This is a genomic window from Thiobaca trueperi, from assembly GCF_004342175.1.
GTDB lineage: Bacteria > Pseudomonadota > Gammaproteobacteria > Chromatiales > Chromatiaceae > Thiobaca > Thiobaca trueperi.
This window is the reverse complement of sequence record NZ_SMAO01000003.1, coordinates 403,683-418,834: the sequence shown is the minus strand read 5'-3', so window position 1 is coordinate 418,834 and position 15,152 is coordinate 403,683. Positions and strand designations below refer to the sequence as shown.

The following is a 15,152-nucleotide window of genomic DNA, read 5'->3' as shown; positions in this document are numbered from 1 at the left end:
TCTGGATCCGAGGCCTCAGTCTGGCTTTGGCAGCGCGTCCAGAGTGCTTTCGATCCACTCCTCCACGGCTGTATTGATCTCAGCCGCCTTGCGTCCCTGGGTCTCCAGCAGGGGGCCGATCACGACATCAATGGTGCCCGGAGATTTGACAAAACGCCGGCGTCCCCAGAAATAACCGGCGTTATGTGCAATGGGGACGACCGGACGACCGCTGCGCTCGGCGAGCATGGCGCCGCCAATCGCATAAGGCTGACGGACGCCGGGCGCGACCCGGGTGCCTTCCGGAAAGATCACGATCCAGCGTCCCGCATTCAGAAGCCGTTCGCCCTCGCGGATGAGTTGCGCGGCGGCGCGGCGTCCTGCGGCGCGGTCGATGGCGATGGGGTGCAGTCGTTTCAGCGCCCAGCCGAAGACCGGGATCCGCATCAGTTCCTGCTTCAAGACCCAGGATTGCTCGAACGGCAGCATCGCCCGCAGAGCGATGATCTCCCAGGCGGATTGATGCTTGCAGAGCACGATGGCGGTGTCACGGGGCAGATGTTCAAGACCCTGCACGCGATAGTCGAGACGGCAGATCAGCCGCAGAGCCGCCAGATTGACACGCGCCCAGGAACGGGCGAGTCGTGCAATCAGGGTATCCGACACCATCCATCCAATCAGCAGGATGGCCAGCGAAAAGACCAGCGTCGAGCCGATGAAGAAGACTTGATAAATCAGCGAACGAAGCAGGAGCAGCATCATCTGTTTTAAATCCTGTCCAATTAAACCGCGCCATGTGCGATATGCCACGTCTTTGGTTTGGATCGATCTTGGCGACATCGACGACCGTGTGTGCTGGCGCGGTTTAAGGTATTAAAAAATATAAAATTTAAACCGCGTCCCAGCCAAGGGCCGTCGATGCGCCAAACACCGAATCTCACTCGAAACTGAGCATCTCGCTCTGGACGCGGTTTAAATCTGAAGCAGTGCATTGGCCACGGCGCGGAGATCCGCACGGACCGGAACCACCGCCAGTAAAGAATCATGCGGTTGCGCCTGGATGCTGGTCAGCGTCTGCTGTCCCTTGCCGGTCAGCACCAGCCAGGGAGCCGCCCCCACGGCAAGGGCCGACTCCAGGTCGCGCCTGGAGTCGCCCACGACCGGCACACCCCGCAGATCGACATGCAGCCGGCTGGCAATCTCGTCGAGCAGTCCGGTGCGCGGCTTGCGGCAGTCGCAGTGGTCGGCTGGCGCATGCGGACAGAAGGCGATCAGCTCGATCCGCCCGCCCTGCGCCGCGACCAGATCGTGCAGCCGCTGGTGCATGGCGTTCAGCTCGACGCACGAAAACAACCCGCGCGCCAGTCCGGACTGGTTGGTCGCGACGGCGATCCGATAGCCGGCCTGAGCGAGACGGGCGATGGCCTCGATGCTGCCGGGCAGCGGCTTCCATTCCTGGACCGATTTGACATAGTCGTCCGAGTCTTCATTGATGACTCCGTCCCGATCCAGAATCAGCAGGCGCCCGGCGGTCACGACGCCTGGAGACGCGAGAGATCCGCCACCAGCAGAAAGAGCGCCGCCAGCGACTGGAGCAGCCGGATGCGATTCTCGCGCACCGCCGGGTCATCCGCCATGACCATGACCTCGGTGAAGAAGGCATCGACCGCTTCACGCAGCCCGGCCAGGGTTTCCAGGATGCCGATGTAGTCGCGTTGCGCGACGAGCGGCGCAATCTGTCCGCCCAGTTCATCGATTCGGGCCGCGAGCCGGATCTCGGCTGGATCAGTCAGCAGATCAGGATTGATCTGACCGGTCGCCGCGCCGTCCATGTCGTTCTTGCTCAGGATATTGCGGATCCGCTTGTTGGCGGCGGCCAGCGACTCGGCGGCGGGCAGCGCCCGGAAGGCGACCACCGCCGCGATCCGCCGGTCCAGATCCCAGGGATTGGTGACACCACTGTGCAGGACGGCCTCCACGGTATCGCCCGCAATCCCCCGCTCGCCATAATAGCCGCGCAGCCGTTCGAGCATATAGGCCAGTACCGCGTCCACCGTGTCGTCGCTCAGGACACCGGTCGCATGGCCGGCGGCGGCGGTCTCCAGCAGTTCACGCAGATCGAGATCGAGCGGGGTCTCGATCAGGATCCGCAGCACGGCAATGGACGCGCGCCGGAGTGCGTAGGGATCACGGGTGCCGGTCGGACGCAGACCGATACCGAAGATGCCGACCAGGGTATCGAGACGGTCAGCAATGGCGAGCGCCTTGCCGCAGGCACCGGCGGGCAGGGCGTCGCCGGCAAAACGCGGCAGATACTGTTCGTCCATGGCGGCGCTGACATCCGGGGCCTCATTGGCGCGCGCAGCGTAGTAGCGCCCCATGATTCCCTGGAGACCGGGGAATTCATAGACCATCGCGGTGACGAGGTCGCATTTGGCAAGCCGCGCGGCGCGTTCGATCTGCTGTGGATCGGCCCCAAGCGCGGGCGCCAACTGACGGCCCAGCCGCGCGACGCGCCGGCTCTTGTCGGCCAGGGTGCCGAGTTTGTCCTGAAAAACGACCGTCTCCAGACGCGCGGCGAAGGCGTCGAGCGGCTGTTTGAGATCCTGCGACCAGAAAAAGGCGGCATCGGCGAAACGGGGCCGGATCACCCGTTCATTGCCGGCACGCACCCGCTCCGGCTCACGACTGACCAGATTGGCGATGGCGATGAAGGCCGCCTGCAATCTGCCCTGACGGTCTTCGAGCGGAAAATATTTCTGATTGCTCTGCATGGTCTCGATCAGCACCTCCGGCGGGATCTCCAGGAAGCGGTCATCGAAATGACAGAGCAGCGCCTGCGGCCATTCAACCAGGGCGGTCACTTCATCCAGCAGATCGGGATCGATCCGTGGGGTCAGACCCTGTTCATCCGCCAGTGCCCTGACCTGGGCGCGGATCAGGTCGCGCCGACGCTCGAACGACGCCTCGACCGAGCCGGTGGTACGCAGTGTCTCGGCGTAGTCGCTGGCTGAATCGAGCGTGATGGGATCGGGATGATGGAAGCGATGGCCGCGCGTGGCGGCGCCCGCCTCCACACCAAGCACGGTGCCGCTGACGGGTGTCGAGCCCATCATGAGACAGACCCATTGCACGGGCCGGACGAATTCTTCGTCGCGACTCCCCCAGCGCATGCGTTTGGGGATGGGCAGTCCGGCCAGCGCGGCCTCGGTCATCGCGGGCAACAGGCTGGCGGTGTCCTGGCCCGGTTTCAGACTGCGGAAGCTCAACCAGGCGCCTTTGTCGGTCTCTTCACGTCCGAGTGCGTCCATCTCGACGCCGCATGAGCGGGCAAAGCCGAGCGCGGCGGGCGTGGGCTGACCCTCGGCGGTGAAGGCCGCCTGCACCGCCGGCCCGCGCCGGACGGTCTCCTGATCGGGCTGGCGGGTGAGAATGCCGCGCACCAGCAGCGCGAGTCGCCGGGGCGCGGCGAAGCGTTCGATCTCGTCGAAGGCGATTCCCTGGGCGACAAGCTGCGACCGCAGACCCTCGGCGAACGCCTGCGAGAGTGTGGGCAATGCCTTGGGCGGGAGTTCCTCGGTGCCGATCTCGATCAGCAGATCAGTGAATGTATCCAATGTCCTCTCCCGCTACGCTGTCAACATCGGGAAGCCGAGCGACTCCCGTTTCTCGTAATACGCCTGCGCCACGGCGCGCGACAGGGTGCGCACCCGCAGGATGAAGCGCTGCCGTTCGGTGACTGAGATCGCGCCCCGTGCATCCAGCAGATTGAAGGTGTGGGATGCCTTCAGGACCTGCTCATAGGCCGGCAGCGGCAGACCCTTTTCGATCAGTTGCGCGCTGATCCGCTCGCAGGTGTCGAATTGCGCGAAGAGCGCGGCGGTGTCGGCCAGCTCGAAGTTATAGGTGGACTGCTCGACCTCGTTCTGATGATAGACATCGCCATAGGTGACGACCCCGGCAGGCGAACGGCTCCACACCAGATCGTAGACGCTCTCGACCTCCTGGAGATACATGGCGATGCGCTCCAGGCCATAGGTGATCTCGCCGGTCACGGGACGGCAGTCGAGACCGCCGACCTGCTGGAAATAGGTGAACTGGGTCACTTCCATGCCGTTGAGCCAGACCTCCCAGCCCAGGCCCCAGGCGCCGAGCGTCGGCGACTCCCAGTTGTCCTCGACGAAGCGGATGTCATGCACCAGCGGATCGATGCCGAGCCGGCGCAGCGAATTCAGATAGAGTTCCTGGATGTCGATCGGCGACGGCTTGAGCACGACCTGATACTGGTAGTAATGCTGGAGCCGATTCGGATTTTCGCCGTAACGCCCGTCGGTCGGGCGGCGCGAGGGCTGGACATAGGCGCTGCGCCAGGGCTCAGGACCGATGGAACGCAGAAAGGTCGAGGGATGGAAGGTGCCGGCGCCGACTTCCATGTCGTAGGGCTGCACCACGACACAGCCCAGATCGGCCCAATAGCGTTCCAGTGCAAAGATGAGACCTTGAAAGGTCGAGAGATCCTCGGATTCGAGACTCAAAACAGGCTCCTTCGGCGAGGCGGTGAAGAAAACGACGCAGTATATAAGAATCTTCCTGGCAGAAGTGGATGCGCTGTTTTGGTGCACTGCGGGCGTCGATCCGGCTATTTCGGTGCACGGAGAGAGATGACAGGCTCAACAGTCTGTCTGGATCGCTGGACGACCGACATTCAGCCCCGTCGCTCGCGTCAGCGTAGCCTAACCCGACATTCCGTGAGACGAAGTCAGGTCACGGTGCGCGTTAAGCCTTTGAGCAAACAATGAAAACCTGTAGCGACGCGCGCCTGACCCGACCGACGGGCCGGACGCGATTCAAGGCGATTTCCGGGAAAGTTCGTACCTGCAATCAAATTTTTTCGACAGGATGAACAGGATTTTTAAACCGCTGTTTTCAATCCTGTTAATCCCGTTAATCCTGTCCAAATCAACACCTTGCTTCGGGCATGAGGCATCCAGGAAACCGCCTGATTGGCGTGTTCTTTGCTTACGCGCTACGAGGCGATGGAGTGCGCGATCCGATCCCTGATGTCCTGTCGCGAAAGCGGTGCCGGCATCCTCTGTTTTGAGCGGGATTCGTCACGTCGCGCAGCGAGTCGTGCAGCGCGATCCATGACCTGTTAGGCTTCGGCGCCGGATGTGATGCCGACTGGATCGACACGTTGCCCGGCGTTGCATCGCTTTAAATTCAGCCGGTCACGCTTTTTCAGAACTCAAGTATCGGAGACGATCCAATGACAGATGTCATTAAGATGATTCAAGACAACGAAGTGAAGTTCGTCGATTTCCGCTTCACGGACACCCGTGGCAAGGAGCAGCATGTCTCCATGCCAGCGAGCGTGGTCGATGATGAAATGTTCAAGGACGGCAAGATGTTCGACGGCTCGTCGATCGCCGGCTGGAAGGGAATCGAGGCGTCTGACATGGTCCTGATGCCGGATCCCGAGACGGCGGTGCTGGATCCCTTCTCCGACGAGAATACCCTGATCGTTCGCTGCGACATCCTCGAACCCGACACCATGACCGGCTATGAGCGCGATCCGCGTTCCGTCGCCAAGCGCGCCGAGGCCTATCTCAAATCGACCGGCATCGCCGATACCGCTTTCTTCGGTCCCGAGCCTGAATTCTTCATCCTCGACGATGTCCGCTGGGGCGCCGACATGAGCGGCTGCTTCTACAAGGTCGATTCCGAAGAGGCCGGCTGGAACTCCGAGCGCGTCTTCCCCGATGGCAACATGGGGCATCGTCCCGGCATCAAAGGCGGTTACTTCCCGGTCCCGCCGGTCGATTCGCTGAACGATCTGCGCGCGGCCATGTGTCTGACGCTCGAAGAAATGGGCGTGGCGGTCGAGGTCCATCACCACGAGGTCGCCACCGCCGGCCAGTGCGAGATCGGCACCCGCTTCGACACCCTGGTGCGTCGCGCCGACAAGAACCAGATCACCAAGTATGTGGTGCAGAATGTCGCCCACGCCTATGGCAAGACGGCGACCTTCATGCCCAAGCCGCTGGTCGGCGACAACGGCAGCGGCATGCACGTCCACCAGTCGCTGAGCAAGGATGGTCAGAACCTCTTTGCCGGCGACAAATACGGCGGTCTGTCCGACACCGCGCTCTATTACATCGGCGGCATCATCAAGCACGCCCGCGCGCTCAACGCCATCACCAACGCCTCGACCAACTCCTACAAGCGTCTGGTGCCCGGTTTCGAGGCCCCGGTCATGCTGGCCTATTCGGCCCGCAACCGCTCCGCCTCCATCCGCATCCCGCACTGCGCCAGCCCCAAGGGTCGCCGCATCGAAGTCCGCTTCCCGGACTCCACCGGCAATCCCTACCTGTCGTTTGCGGCGATGATGCTGGCGGGTCTCGACGGCATCCAGAACAAGATCCACCCCGGCGATGCCATGGACAAGGATCTCTATGACCTGCCGCGCGAAGAGGCAAAGGCCATCCCGACCGTCTGCCATTCGCTCGACATGGCCCTGGAATGCCTCGACAAGGACCGTGACTTCCTGACCGCTGGCGGCGTCTTCACCGACGATCTGATCGACAGCTATATCGCGCTCAAGATGACCGAGGTCACCCGCATTCGCATGACGACCCACCCGGTCGAATTCGACATGTATTACAGCCTCTAAAGCAATCCGTCGCTCCGCTCAACGCTTGCACGGTGCAGGGACGCACCGCTTCTCATCAGATCTTCCCGCTCCTGACTCCACCCCGATTCACAGGCCGCCAATGACGATGATTGGTCATTGTGTGCGCGAAGGCGCTCGGCTATCCTCTCGGCATGACGATCAGAGCCCTCCTGTTTCTTGCCCTCGTGCCTGGCACCGCACTCCATGCGGAGATTTACCGCTGGGTGGACGCCGATGGTCAGGTGCATTTCTCCGACCGTCGGATGCAGGGCGCGGAACGCACGGGGATCCCAACCGCCGCGACCCGCGCGCCCAACCCTCCAGCCGCGACGCCACCGGAAGCGGACGAGGCGGCGTTCCTCGGCCCCTATACCGCATTTGAAATCGTCGCGCCCGGCGCCAACGAAACCCTGACCCAGGACAAGAGCGATCTGGCCGTCAGTCTCATCCTCGATCCGCCGCTGCTGGAGGGACATCGCGTCGAAGCCGTGCTCAATGGCGTCGCGGTTCCGCTCGCAAACGCCGCGACACAGTTCAGACTGAGCGGCGCCAGTTTCGGCAGTCATCGTCTACAGGTGCAGATCCGCGATGCCGATGGAGATCTCATCGCCCGCACCGCCCTCCAAAGCGTTCATCTCCGCCAAACCCAAGCCCCTCAGGAACCCCAGGAACCCGGCCTCCTGCGTTAAAACGCGCCTGACGGACAATCGGCTGTGTTCGTGTATTGATTCAACCTCGCTCAATTCACAAACGCTTTCGCTGGCGCATTTTAAAATATGGAATGATTTATGCTTAAATCTCGCATGTAATGTGACTTTTCATATCTTAAACCGTGCCCGCTCCCATGATCGTCGATGCTGCCAAGGTCGATCCAAACCAAAAACATTGCAGACTGCACTGGACGCGGTTTAACCAGGGTCGGAATCACAGCAGACAGCCATTTGGATGACGCCACATGACGAATCAGCCAGCAGGCAAACCGGCGATTGAGCGGACGATTCTCGACCATCTCAATACCGCCGTGATGCTCTTCGACAAGGATCTTTATCTGCGGTACATCAATCCCGCCGCCGAGGTGCTGTTTGAGGTCAGTTCCAGACATCTGGTCGGCCTGCATGCGGCCCATCTGCTGCCCTGCCCGGATACCCAGGTCGAGCAGCGTCTGGCTGAGGCGCTGTCCTCACGCCATCCCTTTACCGAACGCGAGATCAATGTCAGTGTCGGCGACGGTCGCACCAAAACGGTGAACTGCACCGTGCTCCCCCTGAACCATTTTGACTCAGACCAGGAAGTGCTGGTTGAGCTTTATCAGGTGGATCGCCAGTTACGCATCACGCGCGAGGAGCATCTGCTGTCGCAGCATCAGGCGACCCAGGCGCTGATCCGGGGACTGGCGCATGAAATCAAGAATCCGCTCGGCGGTCTGCGCGGTGCGGCGCAACTGCTGGAGCAGGAACTCCCCGATCCCGGCCTGCGCGAATACACGCGGATCATCATCGACGAGGCTGACCGCTTGCAGGCGCTTGTGAATCGCATGATCGGATCCAATCGCCTGCCGCGACGCGAACCCGTCAATATTCACGACATCCTGGAGCATGTCCGGGGGCTCATTCTGGCCGAATTCCCGCGCGGCCCCGAGGTGCTGCGCGACTATGACCCCAGCATCCCGGATGTCATGGCCGATGCAGACCGGCTGATTCAAGCCTTTCTCAATCTGGCCCGCAATGCCGCCGCCGCCGCAGGCGTCTACGGTCATCTGGAATTACGGACCCGCGTCCTGCGCCAGTTCACCATCGGCCATCGGCGTCATCGACTGGTGCTCCAGGCTCAGGTTCGCGACAACGGCCCCGGCATCCCCGAGGAGATCCGCAATCAGATCTTTTTCCCGATGGTCTCCGGCCATCCGAGCGGCACGGGTCTGGGGTTGCCGATCGCCCAGGAGCTCATCAGTCAGCACGGTGGACTGATCGAATGCGACAGCCGTCCGGGGGACACCGCCTTTTTTGTCTATCTGCCGCTGGAGACTGCCCATGACGAGAGAGCCTGAGGTCTGGGTGATCGATGACGACCGTTCGATTCGCTGGGTGCTGGAACGGGCGTTGCGCAAGGCCGCGCTGCACGTCACCTGTTTTTCCAACGGGGTCGGGGTGATGGAGGCGCTGCAACGCGAACAGCCCGATGTCATCCTCACCGATGTCCGCATGCCGGGAATCGATGGGCTGGATCTGCTGCGCCAGGTCGCGGCGCGCTATCCGGGGCTGCCGGTCATCATCATGACCGCACATTCCGATCTGGACAGCGCGGTGTCCGCCTTCCACAGCGGCGCATTCGAGTATCTTCCCAAGCCATTCGATCTGGACGAAGCCGTCTCGCAGGTCAATCGCGCCTGCCGGCGTGGACGTGATGAGCGCACCGAAGAGGCGATCACCGCCAAGGGGCCGGACATCATTGGCGAAGCACCAGCGATGCAGGATGTGTTTCGCGCCATCGGGCGGCTCGCTCGTTCGCATATCACCGTCCTCATCAATGGCGAATCCGGCACCGGCAAGGAGCTGGTCGCGCATGCCCTGCACCGGCACAGCCCGCGCAGCGACCGGCCATTCATCGCGCTCAACATGGCGGCCATCCCGCACGACCTGCTGGAATCCGAACTCTTCGGCCACGAGCGCGGCGCCTTTACCGGCGCGCAGTCACGCCGTGAGGGACGCTTCGAGCAGGCCGATGGCGGCACCCTCTTTCTCGACGAGATCGGCGATATGCCCGCCGAATTGCAGACCCGTCTGCTGCGCGTGCTGGCCGACGGCGAGTTCTATCGCATCGGCGGCACCGCGCCGACCAAAGTGGATGTCCGCATCATCGCCGCCACCCATCAGAATCTGGAGGAACTGGTACGCCAGGGCCGTTTCCGTGAGGATCTGTTCCATCGGCTCAATGTCATCCGTATCCATCTGCCGGCTCTGCGTGATCGACGTGAAGACGTTCCGCTGCTGATGCGTCACTTTCTTGCCCAGGCCGCATTGGAACTGAGCTGCGAACCCAAAACGCTGTTACCGAGCGCCATCGACCAGTTGCAGCGCCTCGACTGGCCGGGCAACGTCCGCCAACTCGAAAACACGGCGCGCTGGCTGACGGTCATGGCGTCGGGCAAGCAGATCCATGCCGAAGACCTGCCGCCGGAGTTGAGCGCCGCCTTCAATGACACCGCGCGGGACGAATCCTGGGAGAACGCGCTACGTCGCTGGGCGCGTCAGCGTCTGCAACAGGGACAGGAAGCCATTCTTGGCACGGCCTTGCCGGCCTTTGAGCAGATTCTGATTCAGGTCACGCTGGAGCACACCGGCGGGCGGCGCCAGGAAGCCGCCAGACGCCTCGGCTGGGGGCGCAATACCCTGACCCGCAAGATCAAGGAGCTGGGCCTGGAGACCGATGCAGACACGGAGGATCCGCCGCCAGGATCCCGTTAAACCGCGTCTGCACCAAGGCCGGCAAGTTGAGATGACACCGCGCGGTGCCGCGCGGACTATGCCGCATAGTGAAGCACGGCCAGCCCTTGCGCAGCCGCTTCCCGATAGAAAGCGACCAGCTTGTCGAATTCGTCCAGTAGATCCTGCTCTTCGTCCTGGAAATATTCGAGGTGGTACAGCTCATCTGCACCGGAAAGATTGTGCAAACCGTCCAGCAGTTGCGCGTGCGTCCAGTTGGACAGACGCTCCGCATGACCCTGCACGAGCGCCGGATCAACCACCTCGCAGCCGTTTGACAGCACATCATCGAAGAATCGATTGCTGCGAATCCCCGCGCCCGCCAGCAGCCTGTTCAAAATGTCCCAGGCGGTTCCGATGTCAGTCGAGAGCAGACATCTGGCTTCGCCCTCGATCCATTCATTGACCAGGGACTGATCACGCTCCATTGCCGCGACGTCTTCTGCGGCGAATGCCTGAAAAAACAGATTCATGCTCACGCGATTGTTTCCTGTGGTGCAGGTTGTGAGGGTTTTATCTGGCGTGATGTCTCGCGCTATCCCTTGTGGAAGCAAAAGCAAATCCCGCGCGCTCAAGCATCCCGCAACCGTCGCCCACAGATCAACGCCCAATCCTCGCGAATGCGGGTTGGATCGAGTTCGATCCGACCCGCATAAGCGGCGCGGACGTTCTCAACCTGCTCGGCGAGGACGCCGGAGAGCACCAGATCGCCCGCTGGCTTCAGTAGCCCGACCAGCCGGGGTGCGAGTTCGATCAGCGGGCCGGCGAGGATGTTCGCCAGCACGCAATCGACGGCGAGATCCGGCATGTCCTGCGGCAGATGGATGTCGAGCCGGTCGGCGACGCCGTTGGCGGCGGCATTCTCGCGCGTGGCGTCGAGCGCCTGCGGGTCATGATCGACCGCAATGGCGCGGGCCGCGCCGAGCTTGAGTGCGGCGATGGCAAGAATTCCCGAGCCGCAGCCGAAATCGAGGACGGTTTTGCCGACAAGCGTCGCACCGTCGAGCCATTCCAGACAGAGCGCGGTGGTGGCGTGGTGTCCGGTGCCGAAGGCCAGCCCCGGATCAAGCGCGACCACGATGGCGTGCGGATCGTCGGGATCCTGGCCATGCGGGCAGACCCACAGGCGCTGGCCGAAACGGGTGGGCCTGAAGGTGTCGAGCCAGACCCGTTCCCAGACCTGATCTTCGATCCGTTCGACACGCGGCGCTTTGCCCAACTGCGCGGTCAGGTGCTGCGCGAGCCGCCCGACCAGCGCCTCGGTTTCCGGGTCGCACTCGAACAGGGCCGAGAGCGTCACCTCCGACCACAGCGGGGTCTCGCCGGGACCGGGTTCGAGCTGGGGTTCATCGCCGGCATCGCCGAGCGTGACCGACAGCGCGCCCGCGATCTCCAGATTCAGCGAGAAGTGTTCCGACCGCTCGCGCGGGACATCGAATGAGAGTTGCAGCCAGGGCATTTTCAGGAGATTTCCAGGAAGGTTCGTACCCGTCCGAAACGCCGTCAATGGACAGGATTAACAGGATTTTTCAAGATTAAACCGCGTCCAGTGCGATATGCGTAATTTTCAATTTGTGTTTGGCTCTGGGAAAGTCAACGACATCAGTGGAGACGCGGTTTAAAATTTTATATTTTTTAATATCTTAAACCGCGCCAGCTCCGATAATCCTTGAGTCTGCCAGGGCCGATTCGATCCACAAAGATCGCATACCGTGCTGGGCGCGGTTTAACAGGATCAAAAACAATTTGTTACAAATCCCGTTCATCCTGTTAATCCTGTCTATTTCAGGTGCGTCAAGGCAGGCATTTCTCGGGAAATGGCCTTAAAGCCCGAGTTTCTTCTCAAGGTAATGGATATTCGCCCCGCCTGCGAGGAAGGCACCATCCTTCATGATCGAACGCTGGAGCTTGATATTGGTGTTGATGCCGTCGATGACGGTCTCGCGCAGGGCGTTGGACATGCGGGCGATGGCCGACTCGCGATCCTCGCCATGGGTGATGAGCTTGCCGATCATCGAGTCGTAATAACGCGGCACCGTATAACCGCTGTAGATATGGGTCTCCATCCGCACCCCCGGCCCACCAGGCGCGTGGAATTCGGTGATCTTGCCGGGACAGGGCAGGAAGGTTTCGGAATCCTCGGCGTTGATCCGGCACTCAATGGCGTGCCCGCGCAGCACGATATCCTGCTGCCGGTAGCGCAGCGGCTCGCCAGCGGCGACGAGGATCTGTTCCTTGACGATGTCCACCCCGGTGACCATCTCGGTGACCGGATGCTCGACCTGGACGCGGGTGTTCATCTCGATGAAATAGAAATGCCCATTTTCGTACAGAAACTCGAAGGTGCCGGCGCCGCGATAGCCGATACTGCGGCAGGCCGCCGCACAGCGTTCGCCGATCTCGCGCCGCTGGGCCTCGGTGATGCCAGGCGCGGGCGCTTCCTCAACCACCTTCTGATGACGCCGCTGCATCGAGCAGTCGCGCTCACCGAGATGGATGGCGTTGCCCATCTGATCGGCCAGGAGCTGGAACTCGATGTGGCGCGGGTTCTCCAGGTACTTTTCCATGTAGACCATGTCGTTGTTGAAGGCCGCCGCGGCCTCTGCCTTGGTCAGCGCGATGGCGTTGAGCAGGGTGGCCTCGGAGTGCACCACGCGCATCCCGCGTCCGCCGCCGCCGCCGGACGACTTGATCATGATCGGATAGCCGATCTCGCGCGCCAGTTCCAGGGTGCGCTTCTTATTGTCGTCGATCGGGCCGTCCGAGCCGGGCACGCAGGGCACGCCAGCGGCCTTCATGGCGGCGATGGCCGAGACCTTGTCGCCCATCAGACGGATGGTCTCGGGTCGGGGACCGATGAAGATGAAGCCCGAGCGCTCGACACGCTCGGCGAAGTCGGCGTTCTCCGACAGGAAGCCATAGCCGGGATGGATGGCGACCGTGTCCGTGACCTCGGCCGCGCTGATGATGGCCGGCACGTTGAGATAACTCTGGAGCGAGGACGCCGGCCCGATGCAGACGGATTCGTCCGCCAGCAGCACATGCTTCAGGTCGCGGTCGGCCTCGGAATGCACGGCGACGGTCTTGATGCCGAGTTCGCGGCAGGCACGCAGGATACGCAGCGCGATCTCGCCCCGGTTGGCGATCAGAACCTTCTCGATCATTGCAGACATGATGGGGGTGTCTTCAGTAAAGGGCGGCGGGCTGAACACTCGGTCATCAACCCGTGCCGCCGTGCGTGGACGAGCGCCCGGCGATCACGCGCCGGACAGACCTGAGCCATTATTCGATCACGAACAGCGGCTGGTTGTATTCGACCGGCTGGCCGTTCTCGACCAGGATGCGCTTGACCGTTCCGGCCTGCTCGCACTCGATCTGGTTGAGGATCTTCATCGCCTCGATGATGCACAGGGTTTCGCCGGCCTTGACGGTCTGTCCTTCCTCGACGAAGGATTTGGCGCCGGGTGAGGGCGAACGGTAGAAGGTGCCAACCATCGGCGAACGCACGATCTCGCCTTCGATCTCGTCCAGCGGACTGCTGACGACGGGCGCCGCCGCAGGCGCTGCTGCAACCGGTGCGTTCGCCGCCTGCATCGGTTGCGGCATATAAAGCGGCATCGCGCCGCTGCCATGCCGGCTGATGCGCACCGACTCCTCGCCTTCGTGGATCTCGATCTCTGCCACATCGGATTGCTCCAGCAGCTCGATCAGCTTCTTTACCTTGCGGATATCCATGGTCAGTGGGTCTCGTTCGTGTGGTCTGGCGCCAGGCGACTGAGCGCGGCGCGCAACGCCAAGGCGTATCCCTCGGCCCCGAGTCCGCTGATCACGCCCACCGCGATGTCAGAAAAATAGGAGTGGGCGCGGAACGGCTCGCGGGCATGCACATTCGACAGGTGCACTTCGATAAAGGGGATCGCAACGGCAAGCAAAGCATCGCGCAGGGCGACGCTGGTATGGGTGAAAGCGGCCGGGTTGAAGAGGATGAAACGCACATCGTCCTGTGGCGCGCGATGGATGGCATCGATCAGGACGTGTTCAGCGTTGCTCTGGATGAATTCAATGCGATGACCCGCCGTCTGCGCGGTCAGCTCCAGTCCGAGTCGGATGTCGGCCAGGGTCGTGCGACCGTAATGTCCGGGCTCGCGCGAGCCGAGCAGATTGAGATTGGGTCCATTGAGGACCAGGATTGCGGCCATCGCGCCAGGTGCCTGTGAGTCGGTTGGGGAGTGCCGCACATCCGGTCAGGATAGGCGACGAATCGCGGCGAATTGTGCGGAGTTTGCGCAATCTTGTCCAGCACTTGCCCGCTCAGGCGGAACCGTCCCCTGGGTGGATTTTCAACAGAGGAAATCGCCCAGCCGCAACCCCTTGCCATTATCCCGATAAGCGGCCTGAGCCAGAAACAGCTCGGCAGCGGCGAGCGCGTCACTCAGTGCATTGTGGGCGCCATAGCGGGGAAGGTTGTAACGGCTGCCAAGCGAGTGCAGACGCAGATCCGATGCCTTGAAGGGAATCTGTCGCCGCTCGAAGGTGCGGTGTGCCAGCACCTGGGTGTCGATGACTCGCGGCGTGAAGAGTTCACGCCCCCAGAGCCGTTTGCAGGCATGCGACAGGAACCCCTGCTCGATGCTCGCATGATGAGCGATCATGACCCTGCCGGCGAGCACCGGCAGCAGTTCGGTCAGCACATCAATGAGTTCGCCGCCCTGCGCCGACTGATCGTCGGTGATCTGATGAATCACGGCGCTGGCCTCCGGAATCGAGCGATCGATGCGCACCACGCGATGGCATGCCGTCGAAAGATCGATTGAAATCCCGCGCACGATCACATAACCGACGCTCAGGATCAGATCCCGACGGCTGTCGAGCCCGGTCGTCTCCAGGTCGATGGCGAGATACTCCTGGTGACGATAGTCCGTGCGCGGGTGCGCAAACGGCTGCTCCAGATAGTCGCGCAATGGGCCCGGCGGTGCGTGGCGCAGGTGCCAGCGACGCCGCCAGTCGAGCAAGGATGGCAT

14 protein-coding genes are annotated in these 15,152 nt (G+C 62.2%); 4 read left to right on the top strand and 10 right to left on the bottom strand.

Going from position 1 to position 15,152, the window contains the following annotated elements; all coding sequences use genetic code 11:
• Window positions 1-15: 15 nt before the first annotated feature.
• From EDC35_RS07695 to glyQ, 4 genes are all read right to left on the bottom strand, one after another.
• Window positions 16-738, bottom strand: coding sequence for a lysophospholipid acyltransferase family protein (locus tag EDC35_RS07695; protein ID WP_132976762.1), 723 nt, complete (start codon window positions 736-738; stop codon window positions 16-18).
• A gap of 213 nt (window positions 739-951) precedes the next feature.
• Window positions 952-1,515: a D-glycero-beta-D-manno-heptose 1,7-bisphosphate 7-phosphatase gene (gene gmhB / locus EDC35_RS07690; protein ID WP_132976651.1), complete on the bottom strand. Its 564-nt coding sequence runs from the start codon at window positions 1,513-1,515 to the stop codon at window positions 952-954.
• The gene (glyS, locus tag EDC35_RS07685) at window positions 1,512-3,596 is read right to left on the bottom strand and encodes a glycine--tRNA ligase subunit beta (RefSeq protein ID WP_132976650.1); all 2,085 of its coding nucleotides are present in this window, start codon (window positions 3,594-3,596) and stop codon (window positions 1,512-1,514) included. The genes gmhB and glyS overlap by 4 nt, the downstream gene beginning before the upstream one ends.
• 12 nt (window positions 3,597-3,608) lie before the next feature.
• Window positions 3,609-4,514 carry a glycine--tRNA ligase subunit alpha gene (glyQ, locus tag EDC35_RS07680; RefSeq protein ID WP_207896143.1) on the bottom strand — a complete coding sequence of 302 codons (906 nt, stop codon included), beginning with the start codon at window positions 4,512-4,514 and terminating at the stop codon, window positions 3,609-3,611.
• A 731-nt stretch (window positions 4,515-5,245) separates the two neighbouring features.
• Here glyQ and glnA point away from each other — a divergent pair.
• The 4 genes from glnA (at window position 5,246) to ntrC (ending at window position 10,113) form a co-directional block, all read left to right on the top strand.
• Window positions 5,246-6,649, top strand: coding sequence for a glutamate--ammonia ligase (gene glnA, locus EDC35_RS07675; RefSeq protein ID WP_132976649.1), 1,404 nt, complete (start codon window positions 5,246-5,248; stop codon window positions 6,647-6,649).
• A 152-nt stretch (window positions 6,650-6,801) separates the two neighbouring features.
• Window positions 6,802-7,338: a DUF4124 domain-containing protein gene (locus tag EDC35_RS07670; protein ID WP_132976648.1), complete on the top strand. Its 537-nt coding sequence runs from the start codon at window positions 6,802-6,804 to the stop codon at window positions 7,336-7,338.
• Window positions 7,339-7,604: 266 nt separating this feature from the next.
• Window positions 7,605-8,696, top strand: a complete 1,092-nt coding sequence (glnL, locus tag EDC35_RS07665) for a nitrogen regulation protein NR(II) (RefSeq protein ID WP_132976647.1) — start codon at window positions 7,605-7,607, stop codon at window positions 8,694-8,696.
• Window positions 8,680-10,113, top strand: coding sequence for a nitrogen regulation protein NR(I) (ntrC, locus tag EDC35_RS07660; RefSeq protein ID WP_132976646.1), 1,434 nt, complete (start codon window positions 8,680-8,682; stop codon window positions 10,111-10,113). The genes glnL and ntrC overlap by 17 nt, the downstream gene beginning before the upstream one ends.
• Before the next feature lie 56 nt (window positions 10,114-10,169).
• On the opposite strand, the gene EDC35_RS07655 is transcribed toward ntrC, so the two are convergent.
• From EDC35_RS07655 to EDC35_RS07630, 6 genes are all read right to left on the bottom strand, one after another.
• Window positions 10,170-10,604: a DUF1877 family protein gene (locus EDC35_RS07655; protein ID WP_243651538.1), complete on the bottom strand. Its 435-nt coding sequence runs from the start codon at window positions 10,602-10,604 to the stop codon at window positions 10,170-10,172.
• 98 nt (window positions 10,605-10,702) lie between these two features.
• On the bottom strand, window positions 10,703-11,590 hold the full coding sequence (prmA, locus tag EDC35_RS07650) for a 50S ribosomal protein L11 methyltransferase (RefSeq protein ID WP_132976644.1): 888 nt from the start codon (window positions 11,588-11,590) through the stop codon (window positions 10,703-10,705).
• A 364-nt stretch (window positions 11,591-11,954) separates the two neighbouring features.
• Window positions 11,955-13,295 (bottom strand): acetyl-CoA carboxylase biotin carboxylase subunit, encoded by a 1,341-nt coding sequence (accC, locus tag EDC35_RS07645; protein ID WP_132976760.1) that lies wholly within the window; start codon window positions 13,293-13,295, stop codon window positions 11,955-11,957.
• Window positions 13,296-13,413: 118 nt separating this feature from the next.
• The gene (accB, locus tag EDC35_RS07640) at window positions 13,414-13,866 is read right to left on the bottom strand and encodes an acetyl-CoA carboxylase biotin carboxyl carrier protein (protein WP_132976643.1); all 453 of its coding nucleotides are present in this window, start codon (window positions 13,864-13,866) and stop codon (window positions 13,414-13,416) included.
• A 2-nt stretch (window positions 13,867-13,868) separates the two neighbouring features.
• Window positions 13,869-14,330 carry a type II 3-dehydroquinate dehydratase gene (gene aroQ, locus EDC35_RS07635; RefSeq protein ID WP_132976642.1) on the bottom strand — a complete coding sequence of 154 codons (462 nt, stop codon included), beginning with the start codon at window positions 14,328-14,330 and terminating at the stop codon, window positions 13,869-13,871.
• A gap of 141 nt (window positions 14,331-14,471) precedes the next feature.
• The gene (locus tag EDC35_RS07630) at window positions 14,472-15,152 is read right to left on the bottom strand and encodes a 3'-5' exonuclease (protein WP_132976641.1); all 681 of its coding nucleotides are present in this window, start codon (window positions 15,150-15,152) and stop codon (window positions 14,472-14,474) included.

What these genes read in the sequence shown, in the direction of transcription:
- aroQ (WP_132976642.1), bottom strand. Translation starts at nt 14,330, where the DNA reads ATGGCCGCAATCCTGGTCCTCAATGGACCCAATCTCAATCTGCTCGGC.
- ntrC (WP_132976646.1), top strand. Translation starts at nt 8,680, where the DNA reads ATGACGAGAGAGCCTGAGGTCTGGGTGATCGATGACGACCGTTCGATT.
- accB (WP_132976643.1), bottom strand. Translation starts at nt 13,866, where the DNA reads ATGGATATCCGCAAGGTAAAGAAGCTGATCGAGCTGCTGGAGCAATCC.
- EDC35_RS07630 (WP_132976641.1), bottom strand. Translation starts at nt 15,152, where the DNA reads ATGCCATCCTTGCTCGACTGGCGGCGTCGCTGGCACCTGCGCCACGCA.
- prmA (WP_132976644.1), bottom strand. Translation starts at nt 11,590, where the DNA reads ATGCCCTGGCTGCAACTCTCATTCGATGTCCCGCGCGAGCGGTCGGAA.
- EDC35_RS07695 (WP_132976762.1), bottom strand. Translation starts at nt 738, where the DNA reads ATGCTGCTCCTGCTTCGTTCGCTGATTTATCAAGTCTTCTTCATCGGC.
- EDC35_RS07670 (WP_132976648.1), top strand. Translation starts at nt 6,802, where the DNA reads ATGACGATCAGAGCCCTCCTGTTTCTTGCCCTCGTGCCTGGCACCGCA.
- glnA (WP_132976649.1), top strand. Translation starts at nt 5,246, where the DNA reads ATGACAGATGTCATTAAGATGATTCAAGACAACGAAGTGAAGTTCGTC.
- EDC35_RS07655 (WP_243651538.1), bottom strand. Translation starts at nt 10,604, where the DNA reads ATGAATCTGTTTTTTCAGGCATTCGCCGCAGAAGACGTCGCGGCAATG.
- glnL (WP_132976647.1), top strand. Translation starts at nt 7,605, where the DNA reads ATGACGAATCAGCCAGCAGGCAAACCGGCGATTGAGCGGACGATTCTC.
- accC (WP_132976760.1), bottom strand. Translation starts at nt 13,295, where the DNA reads ATGATCGAGAAGGTTCTGATCGCCAACCGGGGCGAGATCGCGCTGCGT.